This is a genomic window from Fluctibacter halophilus (assembly GCF_020687825.1).
Classification (GTDB): Bacteria; Pseudomonadota; Gammaproteobacteria; order Enterobacterales; family Alteromonadaceae; genus Fluctibacter; species Fluctibacter halophilus.
This window is the reverse complement of the sequence record NZ_JAJEWP010000002.1, coordinates 148,670-167,043: the sequence shown is the minus strand read 5'-3', so window position 1 is coordinate 167,043 and position 18,374 is coordinate 148,670. Positions and strand designations below refer to the sequence as shown.

Below are 18,374 nucleotides of genomic sequence, written 5' to 3'. Positions count from 1 at the left end.
TCATCTCCCTATCGGTTACGCGTACAGCGGGTTGAGTTTGTCACCGTCAATGCCGAACTCTTTGATGGCATTGAGAAGTACCTTCTTGTCCAACTCGCCGGCTTTAACCAGCTCGTACAACGCAGCAACGGTAATGTATTGCGCATCGACCTCGAAGTGGCGACGCAGGTTTGCGCGGCTGTCCGAACGCCCAAAACCGTCGGTGCCCAGCACGCGATAAGCACCCGGCACGAAGGCACGGATCTGATCGCTGTAGGCTTTCACGTAGTCGGTCGCCGCAATAGTAGGGCCATCGAAACCGTCTTGCAGGACTTCAGTCACGTACGGCACTTTCTCTTTCTTGTCCGGGTTGAGCATGTTGTAGCGCTCACAATCCTGACCGTCGCGGGCCAGTTCGTTGAACGAGGTCACGCTGTAAACCTCGGCAGCAACACCAAACTTGTCATGCAGCAGTTCTGCCGCTTCGCGCACCTGTAGCAAAATGGTGCCAGAGCCCAGCAGTTTCACTTTCTTCTTCGACTTGGCGGTGCCGACTTTATCCAGCAGGTAGATACCTTTGATAATGCCGTCCTCAACCCCTTTGGGCATTTCAGGCTGCACGTAGTTTTCGTTCATCACGGTCAGGTAATAGAACACGTTTTCCTGTTCTTCGCCCATGCGGCGCATACCGTCCTGAACAATCACCGCGACTTCATAACCAAAGGTCGGGTCGTACGTCACGCAGTTGGGGATCAGACCCGCCTGAATGTGACTGTGCCCGTCCTGGTGTTGCAGGCCTTCACCGTTGAGCGTGGTTCGACCGGCGGTACCACCGACCAGGAAACCACGGGCCATGCTGTCACCGGCGGCCCAGGCAAGATCGCCCACCCGCTGGAAGCCAAACATGGAGTAATAGATGTACACCGGGATCATCGGCAGATCATTGGTCGAGTAGGAGGTACCCGCAGCCAGCCAGGACGCCATCGCACCCAGCTCATTGATCCCTTCCTGCAGTACCTGGCCTTTTTTATCTTCGCGGTAGTAAGCCACCTGATCGGCATCCTGCGGCACGTACTTCTGGCCCTGACTGGAATAAATACCGACCTGACGGAACAAACCTTCCATACCAAAGGTACGGGCTTCATCAGGAATGATGGGCACGATGCGACTACCGACCTGCTTATCTTTGAGCAGCACGGTAAGAATACGCACGAAGGCCATGGTGGTAGAGATTTCACGCTCACCAGAGCCTTTGGTAATCGCTTCAAACGACTTCAGAGGCGGCGCTGGCAGTTCTTCCTTACTCTGCGGCAAGCGTGCTGGCATGTAGCCATACAGGGCTTCACGGCGAGCACGCAGGTACTTCATCTCTTCGCTGTCTTCGTCAAACTTGTAATACGGCAAGTCTGCCAGCTTGTCATCGGCAATCGGGATGTTGAAACGGTCGCGGTATTGCTTGACCGCTTCGACGTCCATTTTCTTGACGTTGTGGGCAATGTTTTTGCCTTCACCGGCAGCGCCCAGGCCATACCCTTTCACGGTCTTGGCCAGGATCACCTGCGGACGGCCCTGGGTTTCAACCGCACGCTTGTAAGCAGCATACACCTTGACCGGATCGTGACCGCCCCGGTTCAGACGCCAGATGTCTTCATCCGACATGTTGGACACCATCTCCTTGAGCTCTGGGTATTTACCGAAGAAATGCTCACGGGTATAGGCGCCGCCTTTGGCTTTAAAGTTCTGGTATTCGCCATCCACGGTTTCGTTCATGACATCCAGCAACTTACCGGAAGTGTCACGAGCCAGCAGCGGATCCCAGTAACGACCCCAAATAACCTTGATCACTTCCCAGCCTGCGCCGCGGAAGTTACCTTCCAGTTCCTGAATGATCTTGCCGTTGCCCCGCACCGGTCCATCCAGGCGCTGCAGGTTACAGTTGATCACAAAAGTCAGGTTATCCAGCCCTTCGCGAGACGCCAGGCCGATCGCGCCCAAGCTTTCCGGCTCATCCACTTCACCGTCACCCATAAAGCACCAGACACGCTGGCTGGAACAGTCTTTCAGGCCACGGTTGGTGAGGTATTTCAGATAACGGGCCAGGTAAATGGCCTGCATTGGACCCAAGCCCATGGATACGGTTGGGAACTGCCAGAAATCCGGCATCAATTTGGGGTGAGGATAAGACGACAAACCATTGCCATCCACTTCCTGGCGGAAACCGTCGAGTTGTTGTTCACTCAAACGCCCTTCGATGAACGCACGGCTGTAGATGCCTGGCGATACGTGGCCCTGCACGAACAGGAAGTCACCACCGTCTTTATCATTGGGGGCGCGGAAGAAATGGTTGAAGCCCACATCGTAGAGCATCGCGGAGGAGGCGAAACTGGAAATGTGGCCACCCAGCTCAAGATCTTTCTTCGAGCCGCGCAGCACCATCATCAATGCATTCCAGCGGATGGCTGTGCGGATACGGGCCTCGATGGTCTGATCCCCTGGCATCACCGGTTCCTGGCCGGCAGGAATGGTGTTGATGTACGCGGTGGTCGCGTCATAGGGCAAATGCGCGCCACTGCGGCGGGCTTTCTCGATCAGGCTTTCCAACAAGAAATGCGCGCGATCAATGCCCTCTTCTTCGAGGACAGCTTCAAGGGCGTCTAGCCACTCCTGCGTTTCTTGTGGATCCACATCCGGATGCATCATTTCTGTCATGGTGCTTTCCTTTCATCAAAGTGTGATAAAAATCAGGCTAAGTCGTTAAAGATAGTGCATTTACACCATTTTTCAGCCGACCTGGCCTGCGTCAGTCCTGCCCTTGCCTTCAAGTGACAGGCTCACTGACTAACGTTTTACTTCAATCCGCCGCAACGCCCGCTGTATACGAGTGTCCTGACGATTAATGTTCAATAAAGTGTCTTCAATAAATGCCAGGTGCTCATTACTCGCCTGGCGTGCTAATTCCGGGTCTCGCTGGACAATGGCGTTGACGATCTGCTGACGCTGTTGTGCGATGGTATCGCCCACATCCGCATCCCGGGCCAACATGTCGAGGTTGCCACGGATATTGTCCTGCAACATCGGTAACAGACTGCGCATGACATGCAACAGCACCATATTGTGTGCCGCTTGTGCCATGACCAGATAAAACGATGCCAGCGCCTCGGCTTCTGCCGCGGTGTCCTGGTCGCCATCCTTGGGTAGGCCGTTAAGCGCATCCTGTAACCGCTGGTAATCCTCCGGCTGACCACGCAACGCTGCATAATAGGCCGCCATGCCTTCCAGGGCATGACGAAACTCGAGCAGGTCAAACTGCGTTTCTGGTCGCTGAGCAATCAAATCCAGCAACGGATCCGTCACCAATGCGGTCAGTCGCCGTTTAACAAACGTGCCGCCGCCCTGCTTACGGTACACGAGTCCCTTGGCTTCCATCTTCTGTATGGCTTCACGCAGTGACGGGCGCGACACCGCGAACTGTTCGGCCAACTCTCGCTCAGGGGGGAGTTTCTGGCCAGCCAGTAAGCGACCGTCCAGGATCATGGACTCCAGTTCTTCCATGATCACATCCGACAATTTTTTGGATTGAATCCGTCGCATGTCAGCCTTGATGCTCCGATGTCTGTCGTGCCAAGAGAAAAAACAGACACCACAGCCGCCCAAAAATGGCACTGTCATCGTCTGTCACTCGCAAATTGGTAAGACCAATTAACCTAATAGCTTAAATGATCCCTGCCTAAGGGTAAATAGGCAACCGAAATCCTGCCAGGATACATGCATATTTTTTATTCAAAATAAGAAGTTTAAGCCGTCAGACCAGGGATTTCACACCTGGTCTGACCAATTTAAAGAAGAGGGGTTAAGGGTATCAGGCTATCCAGCCAGACAGGGTCAAAGCGGCGATCACGGCCAACATCAGCATCACATTGCGCTTTGCCAAACGGACTAAGGTACAGGGCTCTTCAGTGCAGTCACATTCCTCCGGCTCAATTTCTTCCGCCGCACAGGACACTTCAGACAACACTTGTCGGGCGGGTACGGACGGATCCGGCAAATAGGACAACCACACTGGCAACGCCCGGCTGAAGTGGCCAACCAGCAAAAAGCCCAACGCAGTGAGACGTACCGGCACCCAGTCCAGAATGGCCATCAAAGATTGCACGCTGGCGCTGGCGGGATGGGCTGTTTCCTGCAGTTTTTCGCCCAGTGAGCGGGTCAGGGTATAAAACACCGCACCCGGGGCACCGAACACCGCAAACCACACGACCACCGCCGCATAGTGCTGGTAGTTAAGCCATACCAGCGACTGACCAAAGGTATAGTTGTGCTCATCGCTGTGACCCAGTTGTTGGGCGTACAAATCACAGGCTTCCAGGTCACCGCGGTTGGCAGCCTGCAAGTAGGCTTTGTACGTCGCGCGCAATGAAGGACAGCCGATACACACCAGCATCACCAGTACACTGACCACGAACGACAGCAATGCAGTGTCCAGCTCCCACAGCAACAAAAACAGCAGCACTGCAGGCAACAACACCGCCACCAGTGCGGCCCATACGCCATGCCCGCCATCGAACCAGCCTCGCTTGGTCCACATCTCGAAATACGGCACAGCATAGGTCTCGGCACGCCACATCCGGCTTTGGGTGGCAAATCGCTCTATACTCAATACCAGCAGCAAACTGATCAGAATCATGACGTTTCCTCGTCAATACGATGATGAAAGGGCGTCGCTCAAATCACGACGAAAACGGGCCCAGTCAAACGCCGGACCTGGATCGGTCTTGCGACCCGGCGCGATATCACAGTGTCCAATGATCCGCCCAAGGGTAACACGTGGGTAAGTGTGCATAATTTTGACGCTGAGGGCTACCAGCTGTTGATACTGCTCGGATGTGTAAGCCGTCGTATCCGTACCTTCCAGTTCAATGCCAATGGAAAAGTCATTGCAACGCTGGCGGCCCTGAAAACTCGACACACCGGCATGCCACGCGCGTTTGTCAAAGGGTACATATTGCACCACCTCCCCTGTGCGGCGGATCACACAATGGGCTGACACCCGCAGTCCGCGCAACTGTTCAAAAAAGGGATGGGTCGTACAATCCAGCGTGCCCATGAACAACCCGTCAATGGCCTCGCCGCCAAATTGCCCGGGCGGCAGAGAAATATTGTGGATCACCAGCACGCTGATATCGTCTGGATCGGGCCGTTCATCGCAATGGGTTGTCATCCGCAGGCGACAATCCGCTAAACATCCGTTTACAATGGTCAAAGCAGTAACTACAACCGGTCATTGAGCATGTGGCTATTTGACCAAAAAAACGCGGGAAATGATACGCATGAATGACCAGTCCGGCGACAATGGCGAGCGTGGTATGGGCAAATGGATGATAATATTGGCCTGGCTGAGTGGCCTGGCCCTGCTTGCCATGGTGTTCGATGATCTGCTCGAACGTCAGGTTAATCCCAACGCATCCCCCCAATCGGTTTACCGTGGCTCGGCAGTGGAAGTCACACTGGAGCAGAACCGCTACGGACACTATGTGACCAGTGGCACCATCAATGGCCAGCCAGTCACCTTCTTATTGGATACTGGCGCCACCAATGTCTCTATCCCTGCCCATCTGGCTGCTCGACTGGGATTGAACGCCGGCCCTCGCTACCGCGTCAACACCGCCAATGGGCAGATCACCGTAGCCAGTACGCACATTGATCGACTCGCCATTGGCGATTTGCAGCTCAACGATATTGATGCGCACCTTAACCCCGCAATAAACAGTGATGAAATTTTGCTGGGAATGAGTGCCCTGAGACAATTAGAATTCACCCAACAAGGCAAATGGCTGACGTTACGCAGCCGCTAATTCACTTTAAAAAGACAACACATGCAATCAGAAGCGATACGAAACGAGGTCACACAGGCCTTACTTGAAGATCTTGGCGGCACCCTTGAACCCGGTGCCGATATCACCGCCCAGCTCATTCCTGCGCAGCATACCGTCACGGCACGGGTCATCACCCGGGAGCCTTGCATTCTGGCCGGTCAGGCCTGGGCCACCGCCAGTTTTGAACTGATTGACGATACACTCGACATCCAGTGGCAGGCCAATGACGGCGATGCTCTGGCGGCCAACGACACCTTATTTACTGTCACCGGCAGCGCGCGCCACATCCTGACCGCAGAGCGCACCGCGCTGAACTATTTGCAAACCTTGTCGGCCACAGCGACCCAGACTGCCGCCTATGTCAAGCTGCTGGACGGTAGCGGTATTACCCTGCTGGATACCCGCAAGACCCTGCCAGGAATGCGCATGGCGCAAAAGCACGCAGTGCGCTGTGGCGGTGGGCAGAACCATCGGGTCGGCTTGTACGATGCCTATTTGATCAAAGAGAATCACATCATGGCGTGTGGCTCAATCGATGCAGCGGTTACTCAAGCCCGTCAACTGAATCCCGGCAAACCGGTCGAAGTGGAAGTAGAAACCCTTGATGAATTAGCCCAGGCGATTGCTGCTAATGCGGATATTGTGATGCTGGATAATTTTACCCTGGACAACCTGCACAAAGCCGTTGCAATGGCCAAAGGGCGCTGTAAGCTGGAGGTTTCCGGCAACATTACCGACCAGCGGTTACAGGAATTGCGCACCACTGGTGTAGATTTTATTTCCTCAGGTGCACTAACAAAAAACGTTCAAGCTATTGATTTATCGATGAGAATTGTTGATAAATAGGGTTCTGTTCGCAATTTTGTTTGGGCCCGAAGACATTGGTATGTTCCTGCATACTTGTCGTTAGGCTAACTCGCTCTATACTGAATATGAATTCAACGGAGCGCCAACACACAGCGAATTGAATTTGGCCTAATTATTAATTTGTCAGTAACAATATAAATGTTCTTCACGGGGCATGCGGAGTAAAAATCATGAATATGACTCAACAAACTAACAACAAGGGTTTCACCCTGATCGAATTGATGATCGTTGTTGCTATCATCGGTATCCTGGCAGCCGTCGCATTGCCAGCGTATCAGACTTACACTGAGAAAGCGCGTTTCAGTGAAGTGGTACTGGCAACTTCTGGTCACAAAACGGCCATCGAAGTATGTGCCCAATCTACTGGCGCACTGGCTAACTGTGCACCTACCACTAACGGCGTTCCTGCGAACATCGCAGCCGGTGCTAACGGTGAGCTGGATTCATTGACCTGGGACCAGGCAGCGCCTCTGCTGACTGCAACTGGCGACAATGGTTTCACTTACACCTTGACGCCTAACTTCCAGAACGGCCAGGTTATCTGGACTGACGGTGGTACCTGTAAAGCAGAAGGTATCTGTTAATACCAGGGTCGGTGTAACACCCAACCCAATAAAAAAAGCCCAGCCTCGCCTGGGCTTTTTTGTCGCTCACCGCCGAACTCACAGAGAGCTGAACGATGGCAAAAACACCTGATATCTATATATGGAGTGGCGCCGACCGCCGGGGCCAAAGCGTGAAGGGAGAAATCAGCGCAACGTCCCTCAGCGAAGCAAAGAATTTGTTGCGTCGTCAGGGCGTCTCCGCCACCAAAGTCAAAAAAATGAGCAAGCCTCTGTTTGGCAAAGGGGCGGAAAAAATCAATGCCGCGGACATTTGTGTAGTCTCCCGTCAGATAGCCACCATGCTCGGTGCCGGTGTGACCTTGATCCAGTCGCTGGACATGATTGCCCAGGGCCATGCAAAAACCAGCATGCGCAAAATGCTCAACGAAGTCAGTAATGAAGTGAAAGCCGGTAACCCGCTCTCCAGCGCACTGCGCAAACACCCGGACCATTTCGACGATCTGTACTGTGATCTGGTGGAAACCGGTGAGCAATCAGGTGCCCTTGAAACCATTTATGATCGTATTGCAACCTACAAAGAAAAAGCCGAAGCGCTGAAATCCAAGATCAAAAAGGCCATGTTCTACCCGGTCGCGGTATTGGTTGTGGCGTTTATCGTAACCACCATTTTGCTGGTCTTTGTGGTACCGCAGTTCGAAGAAATCTTTAGCAGCTTTGGTGCTGAGCTTCCTGCCTTTACCCTGTTCGTGCTGGGCATATCCCGGTTCGTACAAGACTATGGTATCTACATTGCCATGGCGATGGGTGGCGCAGGCTTTATGTTCGCCCGCGCCCACAAGCGCTCGCTGGCGTTACGTGACAAGGTCGATGCTAACATCCTGAAGCTGCCGATCATCGGTGAAATTCTGAAAAAAGCGTCGATTGCCCGTTTCACCCGAACCCTGTCAACCACCTTTGCGGCCGGTGTTCCGTTGATTGGCGCGCTGGAATCGGCAGCGGGTGCATCAGGCAATGCGGTCTACCGTGACGCCATTTTGTTTATCCGCAAAGAAGTGTCTGGCGGTCTGCAGATGAACACCGCGATGCGCGCCACCGGCGTGTTCCCTGACATGGTCACCCAGATGATTGCCATCGGTGAGGAATCCGGTGCGGTGGACGATATGCTGAGTAAAATCGCCACCATTTATGAAGCCGAAGTGGACGACATGGTAGACGGCCTTACCAGCTTGCTGGAGCCTATGATCATGGCTGTCCTGGGTGTGGTCATCGGTGGTCTTATCGTTGCCATGTACCTGCCTATCTTCCAGATGGGTAATGTGGTTTAAGCCATAAAATTCTCCGCTTGCCGTTTTCCTGTCGCAGGAATTCTGGCAAGCTAATCCCGTTTATCGTTCGGAAACCCTATCACCATGCCGGAAATCTTTGTGCTGTTGGCAGAATCCCCCGCCTTTTTCGTTATCTTTGTGTTTGTGGTCAGTTTGATGATCGGCAGTTTTCTGAATGTGGTCATTCACCGCCTGCCCATCATGATGGAACGCAGTTGGAAGCGGGAATATCATGCCTATTTTCATCCTGACGACACCGCCAATGCGCCGGATGATACAACCTATAACTTGGTTAAGCCTGACTCCACCTGCCCCAAATGCGGCCATCAGATCCGTGCCTGGGAAAATATTCCAGTCATTAGCTGGCTGGCCCTGGGTGGCAAATGCAGTGCCTGTAAAACGCCGATATCGGCACGCTATCCCGCCGTTGAACTACTGACTGCCTTGCTGTCGGCGTGGGCCGCCTGGCACTTCGGGTTTGGCTGGCAGGGCATCACGGCCGCGCTGTTTACCTGGTTACTGGTCAGTATGACGTTTATCGATCTGGATAAAATGCTGTTACCGGATCAACTGACCCTGCCGCTGCTGTGGATTGGCTTACTGCTGAGTCTCAATCACACCTTTGTCACCCCTCAGGATGCAATTATCGGCGCCGCCGCCGGTTACCTCAGCTTGTGGTCGGTGTATTGGGCGTTCAAGCTGTTAACCGGCAAAGAAGGCATGGGCTATGGCGATTTCAAACTGCTCGCTGCTTTGGGCGCATGGATGGGTTGGCAACACCTGGCCCTGATCATTTTACTGTCCTCTGTGGTCGGCGCCGTGCTGGGCATTCTGATGTTATCGATGAAAGGTAAAGACAAACGCCAACCTATCCCGTTTGGGCCTTATCTTGCCATCGCCGGGTGGATTGCATTGTTGTATGGCCAGCCCATCGCGGATTGGTATTGGGGCCTGATGCTGCCATGAGTGCGCTTGTTGTTGGTCTGACAGGCGGTATCGGCAGTGGCAAAACCGCGGTGTCTGATCGCTTTGCCAAGCGAGGCATCGACATCATTGATGCCGATGTGATTGCCCGTCAGGTTGTGGAGCCCGGACAACCTGCCCTGGCCCAAATCGAAGCACATTTTTCTGCCGATATTCTCAATCCTGATGGCACATTGAATCGTCGCGCCCTGAGGGCCAAAGTGTTCGACAATCCTGACCAGCAACAATGGCTCAACCAATGCCTGCACCCACTGATCAGGGAACAAATGGTCACACAGACGCAAAAGGCATCATCACCATACTGCCTGCTGGTAGTGCCACTGTTGGTGGAAAACAACCTGACCTCACTGGTCGACAAAGTACTGGTAGTGGATGTGGATGAGGCACAGCAACGTGCCAGGGCCGCCGCACGGGATGATCAGAGTGCCGAGCAGGTCCAGGCTATCATGGACGCTCAGGCATCGCGTCAGCAGCGCCTGGCAGCAGCAGATTACGTCATCGATAACAGTGCCGGGCCAGATGCGCTCGACGCACAGATTGATGCCCTCGACCAGACCTTCCGAAAATTGCTAAAAAACCAGCCAAAAGCTTGAAATCCCATTGGATTTGCGTTGTAGTTCATGGAATGCCAATCGGGGAGTTACCATGTCCAACGCTGTATTTGAATTTCCGCTCAATGAAAAGGTCAGAACTTACCTGCGCCTTGAGCAACTGTTCAAGCAGCTGAAGCAAGGCCTCGACGCCAAGGAAGACTGGCAACGGATCAACTTTTTTGAAACCTTGTTCACCCTGCTCGATTTGCTCGAACGGTTAGATATCCGTAACGATATGCTCAAGGACATTGAGATCCACGAAAAAAACCTGGTCCACTGGTCTCAGCACCCCAATATTGACAACGAGGCATTGCAAGGGACATTGCAGCGCATTTTGCGTTTGCGCGATGAACTGAAAAATGCCAAACGGGTTGGCTCGGCCCTCAAAGACGACAAGTTTCTGGCCTCTATTCGTCAACGCTTCTCAATCCCGGGGGGCACCTGCAGCTTTGATTTACCCAACCTGCACTATTGGCTCAAGCAGCCTGATGACAATATCCATAAGGATATTCAGCGCTGGTGCGGTGAGTTTGAGCTGTTCGAGCAAGCCATCGGCATAACCTTGTCCTTCTTGCGCGAACGGGGCCGTTTCACCGAGCTGACCGCCACCAATGGTTTCTTCCAGGGGGTGGCCGATGACAAGAATGAACTGATCCGGGTGTATAGCCAGACCGACAAAGGCTACTATCCGGTGCTGAGCGGTAACAAATACCGCTATGCATTGCGTTTTATGTGGTTTACCCCGGACCCCAATGGCAGTGCCCAGGTTGATACTGACGTTACCTTTCAATTAGCCAGTTGCTGAAAATAGATCATGACCACCGTTGTAAAGTGTCCGACTTGCCAAACGGCTGTGCAGTGGAATGCTGACAGTCCTTATCGCCCTTTTTGTTGCAAACGCTGCCAACTCATTGACCTTGGTGAGTGGGCGGCTGAAGAGAAAGTGATTCCGGGTCAGCACAGCAGTGATAACGACAAGCCACCAGTCGATATTGAAGAAATCGAAGCCATGCTGGCCAAACAGCAGGACGACTTTTTCAAAGACTAGCGGTGTCCCGGCGCAATTCAGTTGCGCTGATCGAGGATCACCGGGCCGCTTCCTTTGTCGGCCAGTTTGTCCTCCGGGTTGTACAAAGGGCAGTTCTTCATCGACAGGCAACCACAGCCAATACACCCGGTCAACGAATCCCGTAACCGGCTGAGATAATCAATACGCTCAGACAACTGGCTATGCCATCGGGACGACAATTGCGCCCACTCCTGCGGATTTGGTGCACGATGTTTGGGCAGTGGCGCAAACGCCTGAGCAATCTCTTCCAGACTCACTCCCATGGTCTGGGCCCCTTTAATAATCGCAACACGTCTCAATACATCTTTGCCGTAGCGGCGCTGATTACCCCCATTACGTGAACTGCTGATCAATCCCTTGCGCTCATAAAAGTGCAATGCCGACACCGCTACTCCACTGCGCTTGGCAACCTGCCCTACCGATAACAGCCCGTCATTCATGATTGCTCCTCAAAGGGATTAAATAAGTGCAAAAAAACACTTTACCTAAACTTTAGTTTAGGTTTTAGCATGAGTCCCGAATCAATACAAGGAGCACCAAAATGACAACTTCTACACCCCTTCAACGACGCTTTCAACGCTGGGTTAAAAAAGCCCTGAACCGCTTTCCCAGCCAATACCGTTCAACCATGTTTCTAAAATAGGGAGGCTACAGCCATGATGATAGAACACCTGAATCTGGTCGTTTCAGACATTCAAACCAGCCTGCGCTTTTACCGTGCGGCCTTTCCACACTGGCAGGTGCGTGGCGGTGGAGAGCAGGACTGGTATGGCGTAGAGCGCCCCTGGGTGCATGTGGGAGACGATAACCACTACCTGACCCTGAATGGCAACGGCAGCGGCGAAAACCGGGACCTGACCAGCAACCGTCTCGGCTTGGGCCACTTTGCCTTTGTGATCAACAACCTTTCAGCCCTGGAGGACAGGCTGAGCGACGCAGGATTCCAGCCCAGCAAACGCGGGGCAGCGCATCCCTATCGTCGCAACCTGTATTATGAGGATGCCGATGGCTTTGAAATCGAATTCGTCGAATATCTGAGTGATATTCCCGAGCAGCGCAATCGTTATGATTGATCTGCTGGCACGCTGCCCAATGCCCCACACTGCTGGGGAAACGCCGGCAGCGGGCTCGGTGCCACTTGATGCTGAGCTATGCGCAACGCTTCAGACAGGGGACCAACCAACGCTCTGTGCCGAACATTCAGGTAGGAATACAAGGGGATTCTGGCCACCGATTCAATGACCCATTGTCCGTCAAGACCAATCTGTTGCTGAACTTCATCCTGGGTCAGGGACAAGGTGTAGACATAGTCGACCCGCTGACGGCGCAATAACTCCATCATCCGTGCAATGCCATCAACCTGCATCGCCTGTGGGTAACGCTGAGCCAGAATAAACGCCCCTTGCGGGATTGCAAAGCGGCCATTCAATGGGATGAGTGCGAGGGGTTTGATCCGGTAGATGCCCACTTCTACAGTAGGGACTTCAAGACGCAACAGGTTGTGAGTGAACTCAGGCTGCAAGGTGTGAATACTGGCGACACGTACCAACTCACCGGCCGGCTTGTCGTTGGCCATCTGCAAACTGCGTCGCGAAGATAACTGCTCCACGTTAAGACAATAGCCCAGTGAAGACAGTGCCTGCTGAAGACGCCAGGCCGCCAACCGGCTGGCGGGTAAATCAACATCAGTGTAGAAGGTAATGGCCGACACCATGGTCGACATTAGCAGCGTCCCTGCCAATAAGACACACGTGCTAATTCGTTTGATAAGACTACCCAACACATTCAGGGACTTCGCACAACTCTAGCCAGTCACCGTGAAAATTACCAGTGTTGATGCCCCGAATACCCCATCAGCGCTGTTGTAAGGCGTTTACAATGGCAAGGTTTGCCTTGGGGAAGGTATAGCGATGAAGATCCGATACCGAAACCCACAGCGCCTCCTGGCCTTCCTGTTGACGAGGTTCACCACGAAAAGCAGTGACCGTACGCACATCCAGGGTGACCTGTTTATCCGGATAATCATGACGAATCTGCATCAGCGGACGTTGGGTCTCGACGTCAATGCCCACCTCTTCGCGCAGCTCCCGACACAGGGCCTGTTCAAAGGTCTCATCGGCTTCTCGTTTCCCCCCCGGGAACTCCCATTTACCGCCCTGATGCAGGTGATCTGCCCGACGACTGATAAACACCTTCTCGTCACGCAGGATAACCCCCACGGCAACTTCAATCCGCTGCATTGACTGACTCCTGAATAAAAAGCCGGGTCAGACCCGGCTTTTGTTCAATTTCTGTTATGTCACTCAGCTCAGTTTGCCGTGACACTGCTTGTACTTTTTGCCCGAGCCGCAAGGACAGGGGTCGTTTCGTCCCACTTTTGGCCCTTCACGCACCGCCGTTGGGTTGGGCGCAGCCTCGCTTTGATTAGGAGACTCGTGCTCGTAATGTTTAGGGGTCTCGTCGGCCTGACGACGACGTTCTTCCACCGCCTCAACATCAGATTCAGCTTTCACCTGCACCTTGCTCAGAATGGTGATCACTTCCACTTTGAGGTTTTCCAGCATTTCAGAAAACAGTTCAAACGACTCGCGCTTGTATTCCTGCTTAGGATTCTTCTGCGCGTAACCCCGCAGATGGATGCCCTGGCGCAAGTGGTCCATGGCGGCCAAATGCTCTTTCCAGTGGGTGTCGAGGTTCTGCAACATGACCGCTTTCTCGAACTGACGCAGTACATCCGGACCGACAATCTCTTCTTTGGCTTTGTAGGCGGAAGCGACTTTATCAAGCAGGCGTTCACGCAACACCTCTTCATACAGCTTGTCATCTTCGTCCAGCCATTGCTGTACGGGAACATCCAACAGGAAATCCGACTTGAAACGTTCTTCCAGGCCCTGAACATCCCACATTTCTTCCAGCGATTGAGGCGGAATGTACTGATCAATAACGCCACTGACCACGTCTGCACGAATGGCTTCGATGGTCTCGCTGATATCGCCTTCATCCAACAGTTCGTTGCGCTGTTCGTAAATCACTTTACGCTGATCATTGGCGACATCATCGTATTCCAGCAATTGCTTACGAATGTCGAAGTTACGTCCTTCCACCTTGCGTTGGGCGTTTTCAATCGCACGGGTAACCCACGGATGCTCGATCGCCTCACCGTGTTGCATACCCAGACGCTTCATCATTGCACCCATCCGTTCAGAGGCAAAAATACGCATCAACGGATCTTCCAATGACAGGTAAAAACGTGATGAACCAGGGTCACCCTGACGACCCGAACGACCACGTAGCTGGTTATCAATACGACGGGACTCATGGCGCTCCGTACCGATGATGTGTAAACCGCCGGCTTCCAGCACCTTGGCATGATCTTTATCCCACGCCTCTTTGATCTTGGCGATACGCTCTTCAGACGGCTCTTTCAGGTTTTCGACTTCGACCTTCCAGTTACCACCCAAGACAATATCGGTGCCTCGACCAGCCATGTTGGTAGCAATGGTCACCGCGCCGGGCCTACCAGCCTGGGCTACGATCTCTGCTTCCTGAGCGTGGAATTTAGCATTCAGGACTTTGTGCGGGATCTTTTCTTTTTTCAGGATCCGCGACAACAATTCTGAGTTTTCAATCGATACGGTACCCACCAGGCTAGGCTGGCCCCGTTTCACACAGTCTTTGATGTCTTCAACGATGGCTTCGTATTTTTCTGCCGCGGTAAGATAAATCAAATCCGCTTTGTCATCCCGAATCATCGGCTTATTGGTCGGGATCACAACGGTTTCCAGACCATAAATATGATTGAACTCGAAGGCCTCGGTATCCGCCGTACCGGTCATACCGGCAAGCTTTTGATACAGGCGGAAGTAGTTCTGGAAGGTGATCGAAGCAAGGGTCTGGTTTTCGTTCTGGATCTTAACCCCTTCTTTGGCCTCTACGGCCTGGTGAAGACCTTCTGACCAGCGACGTCCTTCCATCGTTCGACCGGTGTGCTCATCAACGATAACAATTTCATCATCTTTGACGATGTAATCAACGTCCTTCTGGAACAGCTTGTGAGCCCGCAGCGCGGCGTTCACGTGGTGTAACAATGAAATATTCGCCGCTGCAAACAGGGAGTCTTCTTCATTCAGAACGCCAATGCGCTTGAGGATTTCTTCGATATGGATCTGACCTCGTTCGGTCAGGTGTACCTGTTTGCCTTTTTCATCAATGGTGAAGTCGCCATCACCTTCTTTGCCTTCTTCGTCTTCTTTGTCTTGCTGCACCAGCTCAGGAATGATGGTGTTGATCTGACGATATAACGCCGAACTGTCTTCTGCCTGACCGGAAATGATCAGCGGGGTCCGGGCTTCATCAATCAGGATGGAGTCAACCTCATCGATAACCGCATAGTGCAAAGGTCGCTGTACGCGATCCTGCGGACTGAAGGCCATGTTGTCACGCAGATAGTCGAAACCAAACTCGTTGTTGGTGCCGTATGTCACGTCAGACGCGTAGGCAGCTTTCTTTTCCGCATGGGACATGCCGGGTACATTACAGCCCACAGACATGCCCAGAAATTCAAACAACGGACGGCTCCAGTCGGCATCCCGACGGGCCAGATAGTCGTTCACGGTGATAACGTGCACACCTTTCCCGGTCAACGCATTGAGGTAGGTAGGCAGGGTCGCAGTCAGGGTTTTACCCTCACCGGTACGCATCTCGGAAATCTTGCCTTGATGTAACACCTGGCCACCCAGCATCTGCACATCGAAGTGACGCATGCCGAACACCCGCTTGCTCGCCTCACGGACAACGGCGAATGCTTCTACCAACAAATCATCGGTGCTTTGGCCTTGTTCCAGTCGACCTTTGAATTCCGCGGTCTTGGCTTTGAGCTGTTCATCACTCAGGGCTTCGTACTCGGTTTCCAGCCCATTGATTTCGTCTACGGCTTTGCTCAGTTTCTTCAGCAACCGGTCATTCCGGCTACCGAACACTTTTCTTATAATACTCGAAAACATGGATTAACAGCTTCCAATCTTGTTGTTGTGGTGTCCCTGAGAAACCGGGATTGCACCGTTGTCAAAATAAAACAATCGGCCCCATGGCCGATTGTCGAATCGATTTATCCGGCTTATCAAGCCGTGACGTCATTGCTTGCGGTAAACAAATGGCAAAGGGTCCTGTTGTTTGCCATGCCGCAGTACCTCGTAATGCACATGGGCCCCTGTCGAGCGCCCGGTACTGCCCATGATCGCGACCGTCTGCCCTTTGGTTACCACATCACCGATTTTTACCTTTAGCGAGCGGTTATGGGCGTATCGGGTTACCACACCATCACCGTGATCAATCTCAACCAAGTTGCCATAGCCATATCGCTCACCCGACCAGGTGACTAACCCTGCGCCGGTGGCGATAACCGGATCACCGGTTTTGCCGGCAAAGTCTAATCCTTTATGCATGGCTGGCTGGCCGCTAAACGGATCCTTGCGAATGCCATAATAGGAAGATAACCAGCCAGACCGAATCGGACGTCCCGACAGGTATCGCTGTTCATCGATATGGTGACTCATCAGGATAGATTCAAGGGCCTTGAGCTGCTGGGTCTTTTCTTCGAGGGTCAGCAAGGTGGTGTCAATGTCGGCCAGGAACTGGTCATGGCTGAAATCCACTGTCATGTCAGTGACAGCATCCACACCGGCTGCATCACTGGAAAACCCAAACTCTTCGGGTTTCAGTTTGGCTTGCTCAACCAGACGGGTACCCAATGCATTGATGCGATGCAATTGCCCTTGTACTTCGGCCAGCTTGAGCATCATACCGGTCAATTGCTCCTGGGTGTCGGTTTTCAGTGCCTCCACCGCCTGGCGTTGCTCCTCAAGGCCAGCCTGGGTGTACATGACCCGAGCAAGATTTTCATCTGGCTGCTGGGTTGAACGACTGGAAACAAGGGCTAGACCACACGCAAGAATAAGCCCGCTCACCACCTGGCGGCGACCGATGCGAAATATCCAGCGGCGGGATTGACCCTTGTATAAAACCGTTAGTGCCATGTACGACAGAATCTCATCAATAACGAAGCAGTAAGTCTAGCGTGAATGCGGCCATTTTTGAAGCCATAAACAGGCCTTGTTTACCCCGCTATCGGCATGTTCAGGCAAACCTGAAGCTCGCCGCCAGGGTGTAAAAAAAGCCGCTGATAGCGGCTTTTTGCAGAATCTTCAGCCCGCCAGAACCGGCGCAGCAAATTGAATGGGGACCTGTTCCTGATGTTCAAAGGTCACATATTCCCAACAGTCCTGTTGCGCCAGCACTGCATTCAATAATTTATTGTTCAGGCCATGGCCTGATTTATACGCACGTAATTCACCGATGATACTGTGGCCACCCAGATAAAGGTCGCCAACCGCATCGAGAATTTTGTGTTTCAGGAACTCGTCGTCGTAGCGCAGACCTTCAGGGTTTAATACCCGATACTCATCCAACGCGACGGCATTTTCCATGCTGCCACCCAGGGCCAGGTTATTGGCGTTCATGTATTCAAGATCTTTCATGAAGCCGAAGGTGCGGGCACGACTCACTTCGTCGATATACGACGCAGCGTCGAAATCCATCACCACATGCTGACGGGTCTGGCTGATCACAGGGTGATCAAAGTCGATTTTGAAGTCGACGCGAAAGCCATCATGGGGATGGAATTCCGCCCATTTGTCACCGTCTTCAACCCGGACAGGCTTTTTAATACGGATAAACCGCTTGGGTGCATTGAGCTCTTCGACACCTGCCGACTGCAACAGGAAAATGAACGGACTCGCGCTGCCGTCCATGATCGGAAGTTCGTTGCTATCGACTTCGACGATGATGTTGTCGATACCCATTCCCGCCAGCGCAGACGCCAGATGCTCTACGGTGGAAATGGATACGCCATCTTCGTTACTCAGACAGGTACACAATAACGTATCGCCCACGGCGTTGGCACGCGCAGGGATATCTACATAAGGCTCAAGGTCGATGCGGCGAAACACGATGCCCGTGTTCGCCGGCGCAGGCCGGAGAGTCATGGTGACCTTGTCACCCTTATGTAAGCCGATACCGGTCTCGGATACGGCATGTGAAATGGTACGTTGTTTGATCAT

The 18,374-nt window shown here is 53.1% G+C and carries 19 protein-coding genes; 9 read left to right on the top strand and 10 right to left on the bottom strand.

Annotation, left to right across the window (positions count from 1 at the left end; all coding sequences use genetic code 11):
* Positions 1 to 15: 15 nt before the first annotated feature.
* The 4 genes from aceE to ampD form a co-directional block, all read right to left on the bottom strand.
* The gene (gene aceE / locus LJ739_RS09480; RefSeq protein WP_229159820.1) at positions 16 to 2,688 is read right to left on the bottom strand and encodes a pyruvate dehydrogenase (acetyl-transferring), homodimeric type; all 2,673 of its coding nucleotides are present in this window, start codon (positions 2,686 to 2,688) and stop codon (positions 16 to 18) included.
* 129 nt (positions 2,689 to 2,817) lie between these two features.
* Positions 2,818 to 3,570: a pyruvate dehydrogenase complex transcriptional repressor PdhR gene (gene pdhR / locus LJ739_RS09475; protein WP_229159818.1), complete on the bottom strand. Its 753-nt coding sequence runs from the start codon at positions 3,568 to 3,570 to the stop codon at positions 2,818 to 2,820.
* Between the two features lie 268 nt (positions 3,571 to 3,838).
* Positions 3,839 to 4,663 (bottom strand): beta-lactamase regulator AmpE, encoded by an 825-nt coding sequence (ampE, locus tag LJ739_RS09470; RefSeq protein ID WP_229159815.1) that lies wholly within the window; start codon positions 4,661 to 4,663, stop codon positions 3,839 to 3,841.
* 12 nt (positions 4,664 to 4,675) lie between these two features.
* Entirely contained in the window at positions 4,676 to 5,239 is a 564-nt protein-coding gene (ampD, locus tag LJ739_RS09465; protein ID WP_267494291.1) for a 1,6-anhydro-N-acetylmuramyl-L-alanine amidase AmpD, read from the bottom strand.
* Positions 5,240 to 5,306: 67 nt separating this feature from the next.
* Here ampD and LJ739_RS09460 point away from each other — a divergent pair, with 67 nt between their 5' ends.
* The 8 genes from LJ739_RS09460 to yacG all read left to right on the top strand — a co-directional run bounded on the left by LJ739_RS09460 (position 5,307) and on the right by yacG (position 11,235).
* The gene (locus LJ739_RS09460; RefSeq protein WP_229159811.1) at positions 5,307 to 5,831 is read left to right on the top strand and encodes a retropepsin-like aspartic protease family protein; all 525 of its coding nucleotides are present in this window, start codon (positions 5,307 to 5,309) and stop codon (positions 5,829 to 5,831) included.
* Positions 5,832 to 5,852: 21 nt separating this feature from the next.
* A complete protein-coding gene (gene nadC, locus LJ739_RS09455; RefSeq protein WP_229159809.1) occupies positions 5,853 to 6,698 on the top strand; it encodes a carboxylating nicotinate-nucleotide diphosphorylase in 846 nt (281 codons plus the stop codon).
* Positions 6,699 to 6,895: 197 nt separating this feature from the next.
* Complete coding sequence (locus tag LJ739_RS09450) at positions 6,896 to 7,303, top strand: pilin (RefSeq protein ID WP_229160676.1); 408 nt, start codon at positions 6,896 to 6,898, stop codon at positions 7,301 to 7,303.
* A gap of 95 nt (positions 7,304 to 7,398) precedes the next feature.
* A complete protein-coding gene (locus LJ739_RS09445) occupies positions 7,399 to 8,610 on the top strand; it encodes a type II secretion system F family protein (protein ID WP_229159807.1) in 1,212 nt (403 codons plus the stop codon).
* A gap of 84 nt (positions 8,611 to 8,694) precedes the next feature.
* Positions 8,695 to 9,576, top strand: coding sequence for a prepilin peptidase (locus tag LJ739_RS09440; protein WP_229159798.1), 882 nt, complete (start codon positions 8,695 to 8,697; stop codon positions 9,574 to 9,576).
* Complete coding sequence (coaE, locus tag LJ739_RS09435; RefSeq protein ID WP_229159796.1) at positions 9,573 to 10,187, top strand: dephospho-CoA kinase; 615 nt, start codon at positions 9,573 to 9,575, stop codon at positions 10,185 to 10,187. The genes LJ739_RS09440 and coaE overlap by 4 nt, the downstream gene beginning before the upstream one ends.
* Before the next feature lie 52 nt (positions 10,188 to 10,239).
* Positions 10,240 to 10,992 (top strand): cell division protein ZapD, encoded by a 753-nt coding sequence (gene zapD, locus LJ739_RS09430; protein WP_229159794.1) that lies wholly within the window; start codon positions 10,240 to 10,242, stop codon positions 10,990 to 10,992.
* A gap of 9 nt (positions 10,993 to 11,001) precedes the next feature.
* Complete coding sequence (yacG, locus tag LJ739_RS09425) at positions 11,002 to 11,235, top strand: DNA gyrase inhibitor YacG (protein ID WP_229159792.1); 234 nt, start codon at positions 11,002 to 11,004, stop codon at positions 11,233 to 11,235.
* 17 nt (positions 11,236 to 11,252) lie between these two features.
* On the opposite strand, the gene soxR is transcribed toward yacG, so the two are convergent.
* Entirely contained in the window at positions 11,253 to 11,696 is a 444-nt protein-coding gene (soxR, locus tag LJ739_RS09420; RefSeq protein ID WP_229159790.1) for a redox-sensitive transcriptional activator SoxR, read from the bottom strand.
* Between the two features lie 216 nt (positions 11,697 to 11,912).
* Between soxR and LJ739_RS09415 the strand changes: the two genes are divergently transcribed.
* Positions 11,913 to 12,329 (top strand): VOC family protein, encoded by a 417-nt coding sequence (locus LJ739_RS09415; protein ID WP_229159788.1) that lies wholly within the window; start codon positions 11,913 to 11,915, stop codon positions 12,327 to 12,329.
* Here LJ739_RS09415 and LJ739_RS09410 read toward each other — a convergent pair.
* The 5 genes from LJ739_RS09410 to lpxC form a co-directional block, all read right to left on the bottom strand.
* The gene (locus LJ739_RS09410) at positions 12,320 to 12,979 is read right to left on the bottom strand and encodes a hypothetical protein (RefSeq protein WP_229159786.1); all 660 of its coding nucleotides are present in this window, start codon (positions 12,977 to 12,979) and stop codon (positions 12,320 to 12,322) included. The two genes, LJ739_RS09415 and LJ739_RS09410, sit on opposite strands and share 10 nt — an antisense overlap.
* 130 nt (positions 12,980 to 13,109) lie before the next feature.
* Complete coding sequence (mutT, locus tag LJ739_RS09405) at positions 13,110 to 13,496, bottom strand: 8-oxo-dGTP diphosphatase MutT (protein WP_229159784.1); 387 nt, start codon at positions 13,494 to 13,496, stop codon at positions 13,110 to 13,112.
* Between the two features lie 63 nt (positions 13,497 to 13,559).
* Positions 13,560 to 16,259, bottom strand: coding sequence for a preprotein translocase subunit SecA (gene secA, locus LJ739_RS09400; protein ID WP_229159781.1), 2,700 nt, complete (start codon positions 16,257 to 16,259; stop codon positions 13,560 to 13,562).
* Positions 16,260 to 16,388: 129 nt separating this feature from the next.
* Positions 16,389 to 17,291, bottom strand: coding sequence for a M23 family metallopeptidase (locus LJ739_RS09395; protein ID WP_229159773.1), 903 nt, complete (start codon positions 17,289 to 17,291; stop codon positions 16,389 to 16,391).
* A 168-nt stretch (positions 17,292 to 17,459) separates the two neighbouring features.
* Positions 17,460 to 18,374 (bottom strand): UDP-3-O-acyl-N-acetylglucosamine deacetylase, encoded by a 915-nt coding sequence (gene lpxC, locus LJ739_RS09390; RefSeq protein WP_229159771.1) that lies wholly within the window; start codon positions 18,372 to 18,374, stop codon positions 17,460 to 17,462.

Coding starts and splice junctions, on each gene's coding strand:
- aceE (WP_229159820.1), bottom strand. CDS start 2,688: ATGACAGAAATGATGCATCCGGATGTGGATCCACAAGAAACGCAGGAG.
- pdhR (WP_229159818.1), bottom strand. CDS start 3,570: ATGCGACGGATTCAATCCAAAAAATTGTCGGATGTGATCATGGAAGAA.
- ampE (WP_229159815.1), bottom strand. CDS start 4,663: ATGATTCTGATCAGTTTGCTGCTGGTATTGAGTATAGAGCGATTTGCC.
- LJ739_RS09460 (WP_229159811.1), top strand. CDS start 5,307: ATGAATGACCAGTCCGGCGACAATGGCGAGCGTGGTATGGGCAAATGG.
- nadC (WP_229159809.1), top strand. CDS start 5,853: ATGCAATCAGAAGCGATACGAAACGAGGTCACACAGGCCTTACTTGAA.
- LJ739_RS09450 (WP_229160676.1), top strand. CDS start 6,896: ATGACTCAACAAACTAACAACAAGGGTTTCACCCTGATCGAATTGATG.
- LJ739_RS09445 (WP_229159807.1), top strand. CDS start 7,399: ATGGCAAAAACACCTGATATCTATATATGGAGTGGCGCCGACCGCCGG.
- LJ739_RS09440 (WP_229159798.1), top strand. CDS start 8,695: ATGCCGGAAATCTTTGTGCTGTTGGCAGAATCCCCCGCCTTTTTCGTT.
- coaE (WP_229159796.1), top strand. CDS start 9,573: ATGAGTGCGCTTGTTGTTGGTCTGACAGGCGGTATCGGCAGTGGCAAA.
- zapD (WP_229159794.1), top strand. CDS start 10,240: ATGTCCAACGCTGTATTTGAATTTCCGCTCAATGAAAAGGTCAGAACT.
- yacG (WP_229159792.1), top strand. CDS start 11,002: ATGACCACCGTTGTAAAGTGTCCGACTTGCCAAACGGCTGTGCAGTGG.
- soxR (WP_229159790.1), bottom strand. CDS start 11,696: ATGAATGACGGGCTGTTATCGGTAGGGCAGGTTGCCAAGCGCAGTGGA.
- LJ739_RS09415 (WP_229159788.1), top strand. CDS start 11,913: ATGATGATAGAACACCTGAATCTGGTCGTTTCAGACATTCAAACCAGC.
- LJ739_RS09410 (WP_229159786.1), bottom strand. CDS start 12,979: ATGTCGACCATGGTGTCGGCCATTACCTTCTACACTGATGTTGATTTA.
- mutT (WP_229159784.1), bottom strand. CDS start 13,496: ATGCAGCGGATTGAAGTTGCCGTGGGGGTTATCCTGCGTGACGAGAAG.
- secA (WP_229159781.1), bottom strand. CDS start 16,259: ATGTTTTCGAGTATTATAAGAAAAGTGTTCGGTAGCCGGAATGACCGG.
- LJ739_RS09395 (WP_229159773.1), bottom strand. CDS start 17,291: ATGGCACTAACGGTTTTATACAAGGGTCAATCCCGCCGCTGGATATTT.
- lpxC (WP_229159771.1), bottom strand. CDS start 18,374: ATGATCAAACAACGTACCATTTCACATGCCGTATCCGAGACCGGTATC.